Raw genomic sequence first — 15,065 nt, 5'->3', positions numbered from 1 at the left:
GTGATGAAAGAGAAAAATCATAATTATTCCAATCCTTTCGCCTTCATCACATTGGGTTGTCCCGTCGAAGCAAGCAGTGCTCGCCACAAAGTACTCCTTTCCGGACGTAATACTTTTCTCTCTGCAATAGCAAGGGAAATGGGCATTACTGTAAACACATTGTTCCAAATGCCCACTACGCAACCGGTCCGACCAGCAAAAGCCGCATGGACCGCATTTTGAGCAAGAAACCCGCAAAACACAGAGTCTTCGGCATTGGCAGGTACGGAGCGAATGATATAACTCGGATCAATATACTTTAAATTGAGATTTACTCCTTCCTTTTTAAAATACTCGGTAATTTTATCTTTAATAAAAATTCCAATATCCGCCAACTTCTTGTTACCTGATAAATCCTTTTCGCCTTTATCTTCAAAAAACTTTTGACCAGCACCTTCAGCTAAAATCACAACCGCATGACCTCTTCTTTGGATCCGTTCTTTTAAAACGGTCAAAAAAGCACCTTCTCCTTCCAAATCAAAATCAAGTTCAGGAATGAGGACAAAATTCACATTTTTTGAAGCAAGGGCTGCATTTACAGCAATGAATCCAGAGTGGCGACCCATTAGTTTCACAAGGCCAATTCCATTCGGTGCACCTTTGGCTTCTTCATGAGCACAATTCACAGCCTCTACCGCCTTACTAAAAGCAGTCGAAAAACCAAAAGTTTTTTGTACATAGTTGATATCGTTATCAATCGTTTTGGGTATTCCCACAATGGCGATGTCTTCTTTGCGTTTCCGCACTTCTTCTTGGATGGCTTGTGCCCCGCGCAGTGTCCCGTCCCCACCAATACAAAATAACATCTTCACACCATAGAGGAACAATGTATCGACCATATCTCCAATATTTTGGTTCCCACGAGAGGATCCGAGAATGGAACCACCGAAGTTCATAATATGAGCTACCTTGTCGGGTGTCAGTTCCACCGGTCTATGTCCAAATTTTTTTACTAGGCCTTCATATCCAAAAGGAAATCCCAAAATGCGAGGCACTTTGTAACGGTAATGTAATTCCATCACAAGGGCACGGATCACATCGTTGATTCCTGGGCAAAGTCCCCCACAGGTTACAATCCCCGCAGTGACTTCTTCTGGGCGAAAGTAGATCTTTTCTTTTGGACCGGCTTGTTCAAAGAATACGGGACTTGTTTCTACTGTTTTTCTAGCGTCTTCGGGACCTGAAAATATGGTTTGGAAAAGTACAACAGAGTTATCCTCTGTCCAGTAGTCATACCCTGCTGGGTTTGGAATCGTGCAGGGTCCAAATTGTTCGACCTTTGTATCGTTTTCATTCATCGGTTTCACTTATAACAAAAAAAGAGCGAGAAGAAAGCAAATTTCATTGCCAAAGGAAGGAAAAGCAGGCAGAAATGCTTTTAGATGCTTAAAAAGATAGTACTAACAACCATTCTCGCCACATTGACGAGCTTTACTATTTTTGCGCAAGGATTACCATTCTTTTCCAGTTATTCTTTCACCGATCCTAGAGCCTCTCTATTTCAAGTGGGAGGGTCACATAACGGAAATTTGGCGATCCTTATCCCTTTTCGTTTTCCAAAGGAATTGGAACTCGGTTTTGATGGCAATCTTCCCAAATCTAATGACCCAATGGCAGGGATTCAAATTTTTTCTCCAGTCATTCCCTTCACCACGACGAATCCTTACCGAAATCCAGAAGGAAATTTTGATGTCCGACCGGAACGGATGAACTCTGCCCTACTTTCCTACCAACCGAATGTCACTTATGTGTATTATAGAAATGGGTTTACCTTTGATTTGGGCCTCAGTATGGGAATGTCTTTGAACCAAGGTGGTTCAGGTTATGTAGACGTGGCAGAATCTAAAGTAAGGATCAAATACAGGCTCAATCGAAACCTATTCTCTTTTATTAAAAACTCGCGTTGGGAACTTTTTTTACAACTTTCGGAACTACATAGGTTTGATTCTTCTGAATACGCTAACAGATTCAACTCTTCGATTCGCGCACAAGAACCTTCTAGGACAAACTTTGTAGGAAGACAAGTTTACGTTACTCCGGGAATCAGCATTTCCAATAGTAACCTTACCTTAGAGGGAATGGTAAGAGTTCCACTCAATGCAAGGGAAGCAGGTCGCACTTTAGATGACCTTTGGGCGCCTGAAATCCAAGGTAACTTAGGACTCAAATACTATATGCCTGTGGCTCCCTCTCATTCGAATTAGTTATTTCTTTGTTAACTTCCACTCCCAACTAGCCAAACTTACCACTACAATCATTTCTAAAACAAAATAGACCTCGCAAATGAACGTGGTTTGTTCCAAATTGATCACCAAGTAAACCATTGTAAGCACACAATATAAAAAGTTCGCAACCGCGATCACACGTAAAAATAGTTTCCATTGACTAGGATTCAAAAAATAACATAACAAGGAATAAACGGCAAAAACAAGAGGAACCAATGCTAAGATATAAAGAGTGCGTATTGGCATTCCTAATAATTCGACAAACAATGGAAGAACGAGAGAAAGTAAAACTTCAGAAAAAATGGCACCGAGACCATCGATTAAAAAAATGTATTTCGAATTCTTTCGTAAAAACTGAATTTGGTTTTTCATAGGTCTATTTTCCCATTTTCTTTATGGCACATCGAATTCTTTTCAGTAACAAAATTTGATACTTCTCACCGACCGGGCTCTCCGCTACAATCTTTCCTTAAGCATTCCAATATAAACATTTTTCCCACGTAGTTTTTCAGTAAAAATATCAATCAGCCGTAAATCAAAAAATGGTTGTATTAAAAATCCATCCGCACCGGCATCTATTTTCATTTCGATATAAATTTGACTAAAATTATTTTTAACATAATTTACTTCGGATAATAATGTCTTAATATCTCGAGGAACAACTTCTAATCATATTTGGTTCAAAATTAGTCCTTCTACCGTAAGAATTTTGGACCCAAGACAAAAGCCAGATACACAAATATACGATCTGCAACAATCACAACAGTTTTGGGGTTTATGCGAATTTCGTAGATTTGCATAAGGAATAAAAAGAGTTGATTAAATAAGAAAAGTTTAATTGCCACAGCTAAAACCAAACGATAGAAATTAGATTAGCTTTGTTTTAACCTTTAGTGACAAATCGTTTCCAAGACAAATCCACATCCATCTTAGAAATTTTTTCTTTTTTCCTAGAGATACGAAATTCATGTTCTTTCCAAACAATCATTGTTTCCTCTGTCGGACAACTGGCTTCCCCACAACTTACTTCTAAAATTTCTAACTCGGTTTCTTTTGGTATATTTGTATATTCTTCTAACCAAATAGCCAGTTTGGGATGGAAGGAAAACCCGCCACCAAGCGTTCCTTTGGCGACAGATTTCCATCCGTGATTGTGATTGTGATTGTTCCCTGTCAAACTCACTTGATCCCCCTAAAAGATTTTCGAAATTCTTTTAAGACTTAGACTTACGTGAAGGATCATAATTGAGAATTGGCGACAACCAACGTTCCACTTCCGAAATTTCCATTTCTTTATCTTTGGCGTAGTTTATCACTTGGTCTTCATTGATTTTTCCGATGGCAAAGTATTTTGCATCTGGATGTGAGAAATAATAACCACTCACGCTACTCGCAGGCCACATAGCACAAGATTCCGTCAGTTGGATTCCTGTATTTTTTTCTACATCCAGGAGTTTCCAAATTTTCTTTTTTTCCGTATGGTCAGGACAAGCAGGATATCCAGGAGCCGGACGAATGCCACGGTACTTTTCGCGAATCAGATCTTCTTTAGTAAGATTTTCATCCTTTCCAAAGCCCCATTCCTCACGCATGCGATGGTGCATGTATTCCGCAAATGCTTCTGCAAATCGATCTGCCAGAGCTTTCACCAAAATGGCATTGTAATCATCTTGTTTAGCTTCATAGGTTCTTGCCAATTCTTCGATTCCATGACCTGCAGTTACTGCAAAATAGCCAATATAATCATTTTTCTTTTTGTCTTTCGGTGTTATAAAATCCGCCAAACTATAGTTTGGTTGATTTGTCATTTTAACCGTTTGTTGGCGTAACATCGGGTATTTTCCCAAAGATTTTGTTTTGGCATCATCTTCGAAAATTTCCACCACTTCTCCATGCGAAACAGCAGGGAACATTCCTACAACTGCCCTAGGTTTAAGATTTGGATTTTCCAACATTTCCTTTAGAATGATTTGGGCATCATTGTATAGTGATGTGGCTTCCTTTCCTATGATTGGATCTTTCAAAATCTGCGGGTAACGACCTTTTAACTCCCAAGCTAAAAAGAATGGTGACCAATCAATAAAAGGAAGTAAGTCATGTAAAGTTACGTCTTCAATTTTTTTAACACCAGTAAAACTTGGCTTTGGCGGAACATAAGAATCCCAGTCCGCTTTGAATTTGTTTTGTATCGCATCCGCAATAGGTAAAATATTTCTTTCGTTTTCTCTCGAATAAAACTCTTCACGAATCTTAGTTTGTTCTTCCACTACCTGTCTTGCATAATCAACAGCTGTTTGAGGATTAAGTGCACTGTTCATCACATTCACAACACGAGAAGCATCCATCACATGAAGAACAGGTTTTGAATATTGCTCTGCAATTTTCACTGCCGTATGGGCAGGTGAAGTGGTTGCCCCTCCAATGAGAAGTGGGACTTTAAATCCTTGGCGTTCCATTTCTTTGGCAACATAGACCATTTCATCTAATGAAGGTGTGATAAGGCCCGACAAGCCAATGGCTGCAACATTTTCTTTTTTAGCTGTTTCCAATATCTTTTCACAAGGAACCATAACACCGAGGTCGATCACCTCGTAGTTGTTACATGCAAGTACCACACCCACAATATTTTTCCCAATATCATGGACGTCTCCCTTCACCGTTGCAATGAGAAATTTTGCTTGTTTACTCTCATCCTTTTGGTTTCGTTTTTCCTCTTCCATAAATGGAAGTAAGTAAGCGACCGCCTTTTTCATAACCCTTGCACTTTTTACCACTTGTGGGAGAAACATTTTCCCTGCTCCAAAAAGTTCCCCTACCACTTTCATTCCGTTCATTAGGGGACCCTCGATTACTTCGAGAGGTTTTGCAAAACTAAGGCGGGCTTCTTCCGTATCTAAAGTGACAAATTCATCGATGCCTTTTACAAGAGCATGCGTTAGTCGCTCTTCGACTGACCCAGTCCTCCAAACATCATCTTTCTTTTGAACCTTTGCTTCACCGTGAAAACTAGCGGCTGCATCAATCAATCGTTCGGTTGCATCTGGGCGACGGTTAAGAAGTACATCTTCTACAAGTTCCAAAAGATCTTTCGGAATCTCTTCGTAAACTTCAAGCATACCTGCATTGACAATGGCCATATCCATTCCTGCTTGGATAGCATGGTATAAAAATGCGGAGTGCATTGCCTCTCTCACCGGGTTATTTCCACGGAAAGAAAAGGAAATATTACTAAGACCCCCAGAAACTTTGGCACCAGGACAGATTCTTTTAATTTCACGAGTAGCTTCAATAAAATCAACAGCGTAGTTGTTATGTTCTTCAATTCCCGTTGCTACTGTCAGGATATTTGGATCAAAAATGATATCCGTAGGATCAAAATCTAATTTTTCAACAAGTAAGTCGTAAGCCCTTTTACAAATACGGACTTTATCATCCTTGGTTGCCGCCTGCCCTTGTTCGTCGAAAGCCATCACGATTGCTGCAGCTCCGAACCTCTGGATGGTACGGGCATGACTTAAAAAAACCTCTTCTCCTTCTTTAAGAGAAATAGAGTTTACAATTGGTTTTCCTTGGATGCATTTGAGACCTGCAAGTAATACAGACCATTTGGAAGAATCCACCATAAACGGAACCCGGGCAATATCAGGTTCTCCTGCGATTAAGTTTAAAAACTTAGTCATAGAAGCCTCTCCATCCAAAAGCGCTTCATCAAAGTTGATATCTATGATATTGGCACCAGCTTGGACTTGTTGGAGAGCTACTTGTACTGCTTCTTCGAAATTCCCATCTAAAATTAGTTTTTTGAATTTTGGAGATCCAGTGACGTTGTTTCTTTCTCCCACATTGATGAACCCTTGGTCTTTGGTGAGTTTCAAAGGTTCAAGACCAGCAAAGGCACTTAGTTTTGGTTGTTCTTTTAGTGGCCGAGGGGTAATGCCAGAAACAGCAACTTTTGCTGCTCGAATATGATCTGGTGTCGTACCACAACACCCACCCACAATATTGAGAAAACCTGCTTCCGCAAAATTTTTCATCCAACTACCAAATTCTTCTGGGGTTTGGTCATAGCCACCAAAGGCGTTGGGTAAACCAGCATTCGGATAACAAGAAACATAACAATCGGCCACTCGAGAAAGTTCCTCGATATAAGGTCGCATCTCTCCGGCTCCAAGCGCACAGTTAATGCCCACAGCAAAAGCTTTCGCATGTTTGATAGAAATATAAAACGCCTCTCCCGTTTGGCCAGAAAGAGTTCGTCCGGAGGCATCGGTAATCGTTACAGAAAGTACAACAGGAATTCGAATTTTACGTTCTTCAAACACCTTCTCGATCGCGTAAATACATGCTTTTAAATTTAACGTATCTATATTGGTTTCTGGTAATAATAAATCTACACCACCATCTAAGAGCGCTGATACTTGCTCATAAAAACAATCCACTAACTCATCAAAGGTGACTGCTCGAAATGCTGGATTGTTTACATCTGGAGAAAGAGATGCGGTTTTCACCGTTGGCCCAATCGAACCTGCAATGAATATATCCGCTTTGCCGGTTTTGGCTTTGAATTTGGTCACGGCATTTTTCGCACATTGTACAGCAGCAAGATTTAAATCCCTTACTGCTGATTCCATTTGGTAATCCGCTTGGGACACAATGTTTGAGCTAAATGTATTGGTTTCAATAATATCTGCTCCAGCCTCCAAATATTCCAAGTGGACAGACTCGATAATATCGGGACGTGTGATCGCTAATACATCGTTGTTTCCTTTTATGGAAACCGGCCAATCCTTAAAGCGATCTCCACGGAAATCGTCCTCTTCCAAGGAATGTCTTTGGATCATGGTACCCATAGCACCATCCAAAACGAGAATTCTCTCATTAATCAATTTTAAAAGGGTTTTGGAAGAAGGATTAGTATATTCAAATTTCATATTATTTTATTATTACAGTAAAAAAGGTGTATGGACAAACCATACACCTTTAGATCTTTTATTTACTCGAATCAGAACACTTTGCACCCTTAAGAGGTGGTTTAGTAGTTACAATTACCGGGTATTTATTTGCTTCTTTTGCATTAACTTCAATAGACGGTTTGTGTTTTTCCGGGACATCATAGTCGGGGAAAATCGCATCAATCGGACATTCATATTGACAAGCATTACAATCAATACAAGTGTCCGGATCAATGTACAAAGTGTCCGGAGCTTCATGAAAAGCTTCAACCGGACAAACTGCGGCACAACTCGTATATTTACAATCAACGCAAATTTCAGTTACAACGTAAGCCATGAGAAACTCCATTGCTCTTTCTGGCCTTAACCAAAAAGAGCGTATTTTTTAGTATCGGTAGTGGTCTGGTTTGTACGGACCTTCGAGTGGAACACTGATATAATCAGCTTGTTTTTGAGTGAGTTTTGTCAAACGAACACCCAACTGCTCCAAATGAAGTGCTGCCACTTTTTCATCTAAATGTTTTGGGAGGCGGTAAACACCTAACTCGTATTTTGTTGTATAAAGTTCGATTTGAGCCAAAACTTGGTTTGTGAAAGAACTAGACATAACAAAAGATGGGTGACCCGTTGCACAACCAAGGTTAACCAAACGACCTTCTGCAAGAACGATAATCGATCTTCCGTTAGGGAAAGTGTATTTATCAACTTGTGGTTTGATTTCTTTTTTAGTAACACCTTTCTCTGAGTTCAAACGAGACATTTGGATTTCTGTATCAAAGTGACCAATGTTACAAAGGATCGCACCGTCTTTCATTGCCTTCATGTGTTCTAGAGTGATGATATCATCATTTCCAGTTGCCGTTACAATGATGTCTGCATTTTCAATCACATCTTCTACACGAAGAACTTGGTATCCTTCCATCACTGCTTGAAGAGCACAAATTGGATCGATTTCAGTTACAATCACTCGTGCACCAAAGTTACGAAGAGAAGCTGCAGAACCTTTTCCTACATCACCGTAACCACAAACTAGAGCCACTTTACCAGCAAGCATTACGTCTGTTGCACGTTTGATTCCGTCAGCAAGTGATTCACGGCAACCATACAAGTTGTCAAACTTAGATTTTGTAACAGAATCATTTACGTTGATTGCAGGAATTTTCAAAGTTCCGGCTTTCAATTTTTTATGAAGTGCAATTACACCTGTAGTTGTTTCTTCCGAAACACCTTTGATTTCAGTAAGAAGTTGTGGGTATTTTTCATGGATGTAATGAGTAAGGTCATGACCATCATCTAGGATCATGTTTGGTCCTTTTCCACCTTCAAAAAATAGTGTTTGTTCAATACACCACCAGTATTCTTCTTCTGTTTCACCTTTCCATGCAAATACAGGGATTCCCGCTTTTGCAATCGCTGCTGCTGCATGATCTTGAGTTGAAAAAATGTTACAAGAGGACCAACGAATGTCAGCACCTAATGCAGCCAAGGTTTCAATAAGAACCGCTGTTTGGATTGTCATGTGAAGAGAACCGCAAATTCTAGCACCTTTCAATGGCTTAGAATTTCCGAATTCTTTGCGAAGAGCCATAAGACCCGGCATCTCTTTTTCTGCCAAAATGATCTCTTCTCTTCCCCATTCTGCAAGAGAGATATCCTTCACTTTATATGGCAATCTTTCCGATTTTGTTTCAGTTGCTGTGGACATGTTGTCCTCCTTATTCCTTTGTTGCTTTGATTGTTAAAATTTTAAAACTTGATTCTGTTTGGATCTCGTTCATAGACCCGACTCTAAAACCTGCATTGGAAAGCCAGGATTCAAAAAGTTCTGGTTCAAATCCAAGCCATAGGTCTGCAAAATTATCGCGCATAAACTCCGCATTATGTTTTCCCAAATCCACTATACACAAAACCCCTCCTGGTTTTAGTACCCTTGCCACCTCTTCCAAAACTGTCGGTGGATGTGAGATATGGTGCATGACCATTGAAGCAACCACCGCATCACAGGAATTAGCTGCCAGAGGTAAATGTTCCATAGGAGTTTGGATGAGGCTCACACTAGGATTTTTTCCATAGTGGGAAGAAGCACTTTCCACCATTTTAGAGGAGTTATCGACTCCAATCACATGTTTTGCTTTGTTTAAAAGAAATGGGATGAGTCCCCCTGGACCACATCCCAAATCCAAAATATTTTCGCAAAGAGGAAGTTCTTGTAAAATCCAAGACCGATAGAGTTTGGGATGGAGTGTCTCTTCTTGTAATTTTTCCCAACTCTCTGCCACTCCATCAAAGAAAGATTTGGATTTCCTTTCTCTAGCTTCTAAAATCTGATGAACCATTTTTTGGTCTCTTTCTCTAGAAGGAAGGTCTTCTTTATATGATAACAATAGTTTGGTGAGCTCAACAGGGAATTTTATGCCAGACTCTTCCTCACCAAGAAGGAAACTATAAACAAGGCTTCCTTCTCGACGAGATCCGATGAGACCTGCTTCCATCAAAATCTTTAAATGACGAGAGATTCGAGATTGGCCCATCCCAAGAATTTCCACCACTTCGTTTACAGAAAACGCCCCAAAACTAAGGATATGGAGGATCCGAATCCGAGTTTCGTCAGAAATGGCCTTGGTGGCAGAAAGTAAATGACCGGAGGTTCTGGATTGGGAGAGAGTTTCAGTTGCCATAACCAAGATATCTACATATCAAGAAATCTTGATATGTAGATTCCGCAAGCAATTTTTTAGCCCATCTTTCCCAAGAAAGGCTAAAAAAGGCGAAGGTTAGGAGATTTTGAAGAAATTGATCTTCTTTTTCAAAGTTTCTGCCAAATTGGCAATCCCATTGGAAGTGGCAGTCATTTCTTCGAGCCCTGCTGCCGTACCTTGGGTCAGGTCGTTGATGCTGAAAATGGCCTGAGCCACCTCCCCAATCGCATTCTTTTGTTCTTCCATCGAAAGTCGAATGGCCTGGCTGATTTGGTTCACCTTATCCACTTCCTCCCCGACCTTTTGGTTGATGATGAGCTGTTCTTTTGTACTCGCCTCAATGGAATCCGTCATCTCGTTAAAGGAGTTAACCCCTTGGATGATTCTTTGGATGAGAGAAATCGTGGTTTCAATATTTTCTCGGCCGTTTTCAATTTCCTTCTCATTGGCTTGGATGAGTTCCCCAATATCCCCGATGGACATTGCTGTTTTTTCTGCCAATTTCCCAATTTCATCGGCGACCACAGCAAATCCTCTTCCATATACTCCAGCTCTTGCTGCTTCAATTGCAGCATTTAACGCAAGTAAGTTGATTTGTTCGGAAATATTATTGATAATTTCAATCACACTTCCAATTTCTTCAGAACTGTTACTGATTTTGGTGATGGAATTTCGCATCGAATCCAAAGAAGTTTGCCCAGACTTTGCTTCTTCTGAAATAAGAGTTACGTCTTTTGAGGCCTTCCCTACCTGTCTACCTGTTGCTTCAATTAAACTGGAAAGTTCTGCCATTTTTATTTTCAAAAAATCGACTTTGCGAAATTGATCTTCCGCCTGTGCATCCACGTTTTGAACGGCAGCAGAAATCTCCTCGATAGAAGCAGAAATTTCTTCTGCAGAGGCAGCCTGCGTTTGAGCATTAGAAGATAACATATTGAGTGAAGCTGACATTTGTTCAGCAGAAGAGGCCAGATCTTCAGAAAAAACCTGATTGGATCCAACTACTTCTGAAATTTGTTTTAAAGTGGCATTCAGTCCACGAGCAAGTCTTGCAAACTCGTCAGAGGATTCCATTTTTGCATTGTGACGTAAATCCCCTACTTCAATGTCGTGCAAGATCTTACCCACAGTTTTCATAGGCTTAAACCGAGCAGTAAACAATAAATAGATGGCAATAGCAATAAACACTGCCCCAACGATACTAATGACCGTTAGTCCACGAAGGGAAGAAAGGCTTTCTACCTCAATTTCTTTTAAATCAATAGTCGAGAAAAATTGAAGCCCATATTTTTCACTCACCTTTCTTCTGAGTAAAAAAGTGGATCCTTCCCAAGGATTACGAAAAGAATCTGTCTCTCCGGCATTTTTTGCTAGTTCCTCAAATTCAGTATTTTTAAAACTATGCATTAAGTATTTTGGGTTAGGATGATATACCATTGTAGATTGTTTATCTAAAAGGAAGGAATAACCTGTTGTTCCAATTTTTACGTTTTTTAGGAAAGATTCCATCGCCTTCCCCACAAGAAACGGCATCCCTACCATTCCTATCACAGTTCCACTTACGTTTTTAACAGGTGTTGTGACCATAATCACAATATTTCCGTTAAACGGTGATTTTACAGCGACACCAACATGGTTTTTTCCCTCTTTTGCTGCCTGGATATTCTCAAGAACATCGGGGTTGGAAGCTAAGGAATAACCCACACTAGCTCCGTTAGGAAGTCCTGAGGCGACAATGGGAACCCCTTCCGCAAAAGATGCGATAAATGCATTTTCCAAAAGCAGTTTCGAATCACTCATTACTTTCGAAAGAATCGGTTCTGCTAACTTATAATTTTTAGTTTCTAGAGCTGTTTTGATGGTGGGTGAAGAAGCTACTTCTTTTAAATTGGCTTCTACTGATTCAAAATAGACATTGATCCCCGCTTCATTACTTTGATTGAAGTTATACAACTGGTTGGAAAATGCTTTTTCTAAAGACTTGGCATTGACGTTAAATGCGTAAATCAATAGAAAAATAGAAAGTACCATAACCATAAGGGAAAAGATAATAGGAACGGTATTTCTTAAATTTCTGTAATAAGGGCTAATACTTTCTTTTAATTCTGCCTGAAAGATATCATCTTCCAAAACGATGTGAGATGATTTTTCAAGTAAAATAAATGAAGAAATGACATTGAGGATTGCCGTTAGAATCAGAATACTCACAATATAAAATGAATCTGACTTACTGGTTTCTTCCAATAAAAGAAGTGGGCCAATGACTATTGGAAGGGCTAGAGTCCACTGGGCACTCCCGACCAAAGCCCCCACCACCGGCATTTTTGCAATTAGATCCCAAACTGCCACATAGGTTTTGGGATCTTTCTCCGTTTGAGACTCAAGTTCGACAAGTCCCTTCCTAATGGCCTTTAGTTTTTTAGGAAAGATGAGTGCAGGAAGAAGCAAACTCACAAGGGCAGCAGCAAGCGTTGCTCCAATGAAAGTTTTGATTTGCGTTGGGCTTAAATCAACATAGAAAAGGATGAGAGCAATTCCAATGGGAACCACAATTCCTAAAGAGAAAACTTGAGATGCAAGAGTAAATGCCCTTGCGTAGCGTTTGTATAACTTCATTGAAACTTAGACCTAAATCGCAGGTTAAATTCTACGATCATTAAGGCAAGGCTTTATGGATTTCCCCGAAGTTTTCCTAAAAGGAGAGTTTGATACCCAAATTGGCGGAGTACAGATCCTTTCCTCCATACAATCCTTCCGCAATCACCTTTAGAAGATACAAATCAAATTCTAATCCGACAATCCCGTATCCAATTCCGCGTTTGGAGTTAGATTCGCTACTAGCTCTAAACCCAAGTGTGGCATTGGGATTTTGAGCAAGAAGTTCCTTGTCCACAACTGATTGGTATTCCCTAGGCAGTTCCAAAGGTTGGGATTCATTCGTATTGATTAAAAAAGGTCCTCTTCGACTTAAGATCGCTGAATTACTTCCAGAATTCCAACTATATCCCCCGCCCACAATGACATTGGCGATCCAAAAAAGACCAAGCCCTGTTCGAAGGTCTACATTCGTGGTTTGAACTTTCGTATTAAATTGGAAGTTCGTATCTCCTCCCCATTTCCCTTTGACACCTTGGAATTCGATTTGAGCTGCCTTACCTTCCAAATAACTAAGACTCATATTCTGTTCCATAACATGATGTCCTACACCCACATTGATTCCATTCCAAGTGATCAGGTTCATTAAAAAACCTTCTTTTTCAAGCAACTGGTAACGGATCATACCACCATACGACCGTACGGCGATACGGCCTTCGTAATTTTTATTATTGGAAGCTGATTGGATTTGATCTTCTGAAACAGCTACGTTCATACCATGAAGGAAAATTCCGATCCTACGGATGTATCCACCTTCGGTAGTTCCCAAAAGCCAACCTGGATTAAAATCCAAATGGAATGAAGGAATCACAGCACCACCCACGTTAGGAAGTTTAGGAAATTTAATGTAATTGTCTTGGATTTGGATGTCATCTTTTTTGTAGCCAGCAGCAGAAGTACTAACTCCAAACTGAACTCGACGAACCATACCAGTTCCAATATTACTGGCTCCAACATTGGCTAAAAATCCGGCTTCTAAGTTTGTTTTGAGTACTTCGTTTAAGTATTCTGTTTCAAATTTTCTAAGGGAACCATTCCCTGCTTCTGTAAGTGGTTTTGGTAAAAAACTACAAGCAGACCCTTCACAAGTAAATTGTGCATACAGCTCTGATTGTGATACTGTTGTGACAAATACGAATATGAGCAGGAGGTTACGTAATTTCATATAGATCCTTAATTCTCTATCAATTCTCAACAATTGGAAAGGAAATTTCTCTCTTAAACAGACACTTCTTTCGCTTTTTTTGCCGTACTGATCCAAAAAACTCCAGTCAGTACGAATAAAGTACCAATACTATGTAGTATAGTTATCGGCTCATCTAATAGCCAATATGCCAAAAAAAGAGTCGACATCGGTCCGACAGACCCAACTATAGCGGCTGTTTTGCTGCCAACTCGTTTGATTCCTTCAGAAACAAAAATGGCTGGGATCACAGTATTTACAGTTCCCATTACAAAGGCAAGTGTGTAGAAAGAGAATGGTTGCAAAAGTTCCTTATAGGTTCCAAAGATTGCATAATGAATAAAAACTGCAAAAGAAGAAATAATCAATGCCCATGCAGTGTATTTTTTGGCACCTAACTTTGGAATGATGGAACCACTCCCCATCAGATAAATGGCATAAGTAAGAGCCGAAAGTAAAATAAAGAACGCCCCCAAACTTACTTCTTTCGCAGAGCCAAGTTGAACATCCTGTCCGTAGGCCAAAAAAACTCCAGTATAGGTTAGAATCAGAGAAAAAACTTCCCTAAGATGGATTTTCTTTTTCAAAAATAAAAACGATAAAAGGACTACTAAAGTAGGATAAACAAAAAGGATGATCCTTTCAAGACCTGCACTGATGTATTTCAGTCCTAAAAAATCAAAAAGACTAGCTAAGTAATATCCTACAACTCCCATAAAGATAACATGGATCACGTCCTTTTTGGTAAGTATGGTTTTACCTTCTTCTCTCTCTGCCTTCCAAGCAATCCAAACTAAAAAGGGAAACGCAAACAACATCCGAAAGAAAAGTGATCCGATGGCAGAAATTTCATATCGGTAAGTCAGCTTAACAATCACAGCCTTTGCGCTAAATAAAAGTGCTCCCATAAGCACAAGCGCTATCCCTTTCCACTCTGGACTCGTATTTTCTCTCACAAGTCCATCTTGAAAAATGCAGTAAATCCCGATAGTTTTATTGAATGAAACTTAATTTGACTTGGGGAACCTTTATGTTGTTTGGTTTTGTCATTTGGGCCAATCCTTCGGAGGAATTATCCAAACCGCTTTTACGAGTCTTCCCTAGTTTTCGACCAGAAGAATGTGAAGACTGGGCCATTCGTCCCTTTATTTGCAAACAATGTTTAAGGGAAGGAAAACGGTATGCACAATTGATTCGATTTTTTGAAGATGGTCCTTATAGAACTCACGGTTGTTACAAAGAACCAGGTGGGTTTGAGAGTTTAGAAGAGGAAACAAAAACCGGGAATGCGAATCCCCGGTAGGATCTGTAG

General features: G+C 39.9%; 13 protein-coding genes. 2 read left to right on the top strand and 11 right to left on the bottom strand.

What is annotated here, in order from left to right; translation table 11 throughout:
* Window positions 1-23 precede the first annotated feature (23 nt).
* Complete coding sequence (locus tag ND811_RS09210; protein WP_265351662.1) at window positions 24-1,337, bottom strand: ATP-dependent 6-phosphofructokinase; 1,314 nt, start codon at window positions 1,335-1,337, stop codon at window positions 24-26.
* Between the two features lie 84 nt (window positions 1,338-1,421).
* Between ND811_RS09210 and ND811_RS09205 the strand changes: the two genes are divergently transcribed.
* Entirely contained in the window at window positions 1,422-2,243 is an 822-nt protein-coding gene (locus tag ND811_RS09205; RefSeq protein WP_265351663.1) for a hypothetical protein, read from the top strand.
* Here the strand turns inward: ND811_RS09205 and ND811_RS09200 are convergent, their stop codons facing one another.
* The 10 genes from ND811_RS09200 to ND811_RS09155 form a co-directional block, all read right to left on the bottom strand.
* Window positions 2,244-2,636: a hypothetical protein gene (locus ND811_RS09200; RefSeq protein WP_265351664.1), complete on the bottom strand. Its 393-nt coding sequence runs from the start codon at window positions 2,634-2,636 to the stop codon at window positions 2,244-2,246.
* An 84-nt stretch (window positions 2,637-2,720) separates the two neighbouring features.
* A complete protein-coding gene (locus tag ND811_RS09195) occupies window positions 2,721-2,849 on the bottom strand; it encodes a hypothetical protein (protein ID WP_265351665.1) in 129 nt (42 codons plus the stop codon).
* A gap of 298 nt (window positions 2,850-3,147) precedes the next feature.
* Window positions 3,148-3,441 carry a hypothetical protein gene (locus ND811_RS09190; RefSeq protein ID WP_265351963.1) on the bottom strand — a complete coding sequence of 98 codons (294 nt, stop codon included), beginning with the start codon at window positions 3,439-3,441 and terminating at the stop codon, window positions 3,148-3,150.
* A 37-nt stretch (window positions 3,442-3,478) separates the two neighbouring features.
* Window positions 3,479-7,195, bottom strand: a complete 3,717-nt coding sequence (gene metH / locus ND811_RS09185; RefSeq protein ID WP_265351666.1) for a methionine synthase — start codon at window positions 7,193-7,195, stop codon at window positions 3,479-3,481.
* Window positions 7,196-7,253: 58 nt separating this feature from the next.
* Window positions 7,254-7,553: a ferredoxin family protein gene (locus ND811_RS09180; protein WP_265351964.1), complete on the bottom strand. Its 300-nt coding sequence runs from the start codon at window positions 7,551-7,553 to the stop codon at window positions 7,254-7,256.
* Between the two features lie 48 nt (window positions 7,554-7,601).
* Window positions 7,602-8,921 (bottom strand): adenosylhomocysteinase, encoded by a 1,320-nt coding sequence (gene ahcY, locus ND811_RS09175; protein WP_265351667.1) that lies wholly within the window; start codon window positions 8,919-8,921, stop codon window positions 7,602-7,604.
* Between the two features lie 10 nt (window positions 8,922-8,931).
* Window positions 8,932-9,894 carry an ArsR/SmtB family transcription factor gene (locus tag ND811_RS09170; RefSeq protein WP_265351668.1) on the bottom strand — a complete coding sequence of 321 codons (963 nt, stop codon included), beginning with the start codon at window positions 9,892-9,894 and terminating at the stop codon, window positions 8,932-8,934.
* Between the two features lie 96 nt (window positions 9,895-9,990).
* Complete coding sequence (locus ND811_RS09165; RefSeq protein ID WP_265351669.1) at window positions 9,991-12,531, bottom strand: methyl-accepting chemotaxis protein; 2,541 nt, start codon at window positions 12,529-12,531, stop codon at window positions 9,991-9,993.
* 76 nt (window positions 12,532-12,607) lie between these two features.
* Entirely contained in the window at window positions 12,608-13,735 is a 1,128-nt protein-coding gene (locus ND811_RS09160; RefSeq protein ID WP_265351670.1) for an Lsa36 family surface (lipo)protein, read from the bottom strand.
* Between the two features lie 53 nt (window positions 13,736-13,788).
* Window positions 13,789-14,709 carry a DMT family transporter gene (locus ND811_RS09155; RefSeq protein ID WP_265351671.1) on the bottom strand — a complete coding sequence of 307 codons (921 nt, stop codon included), beginning with the start codon at window positions 14,707-14,709 and terminating at the stop codon, window positions 13,789-13,791.
* Between the two features lie 44 nt (window positions 14,710-14,753).
* On the opposite strand from ND811_RS09155, the gene ND811_RS09150 reads away from it, so the two are divergent.
* Entirely contained in the window at window positions 14,754-15,056 is a 303-nt protein-coding gene (locus tag ND811_RS09150; protein WP_265351672.1) for a hypothetical protein, read from the top strand.
* Window positions 15,057-15,065 lie beyond the last annotated feature (9 nt).

Origin of the sequence: Leptospira soteropolitanensis (assembly GCF_026151655.1) — a bacterium.
GTDB lineage: Bacteria > Spirochaetota > Leptospiria > Leptospirales > Leptospiraceae > Leptospira_A > Leptospira_A soteropolitanensis.
This window is presented reverse-complemented; position numbering and strand designations above follow the sequence as displayed.

What these genes read in the sequence shown, in the direction of transcription:
- ND811_RS09210 (WP_265351662.1), bottom strand. Translation starts at nt 1,337, where the DNA reads ATGAATGAAAACGATACAAAGGTCGAACAATTTGGACCCTGCACGATT.
- ND811_RS09205 (WP_265351663.1), top strand. Translation starts at nt 1,422, where the DNA reads ATGCTTAAAAAGATAGTACTAACAACCATTCTCGCCACATTGACGAGC.
- ND811_RS09200 (WP_265351664.1), bottom strand. Translation starts at nt 2,636, where the DNA reads ATGAAAAACCAAATTCAGTTTTTACGAAAGAATTCGAAATACATTTTT.
- ND811_RS09195 (WP_265351665.1), bottom strand. Translation starts at nt 2,849, where the DNA reads ATGAAAATAGATGCCGGTGCGGATGGATTTTTAATACAACCATTTTTT.
- metH (WP_265351666.1), bottom strand. Translation starts at nt 7,195, where the DNA reads ATGAAATTTGAATATACTAATCCTTCTTCCAAAACCCTTTTAAAATTG.
- ND811_RS09180 (WP_265351964.1), bottom strand. Translation starts at nt 7,553, where the DNA reads ATGGCTTACGTTGTAACTGAAATTTGCGTTGATTGTAAATATACGAGT.
- ahcY (WP_265351667.1), bottom strand. Translation starts at nt 8,921, where the DNA reads ATGTCCACAGCAACTGAAACAAAATCGGAAAGATTGCCATATAAAGTG.
- ND811_RS09170 (WP_265351668.1), bottom strand. Translation starts at nt 9,894, where the DNA reads ATGGCAACTGAAACTCTCTCCCAATCCAGAACCTCCGGTCATTTACTT.
- ND811_RS09165 (WP_265351669.1), bottom strand. Translation starts at nt 12,531, where the DNA reads ATGAAGTTATACAAACGCTACGCAAGGGCATTTACTCTTGCATCTCAA.
- ND811_RS09160 (WP_265351670.1), bottom strand. Translation starts at nt 13,735, where the DNA reads ATGAAATTACGTAACCTCCTGCTCATATTCGTATTTGTCACAACAGTA.
- ND811_RS09150 (WP_265351672.1), top strand. Translation starts at nt 14,754, where the DNA reads ATGAAACTTAATTTGACTTGGGGAACCTTTATGTTGTTTGGTTTTGTC.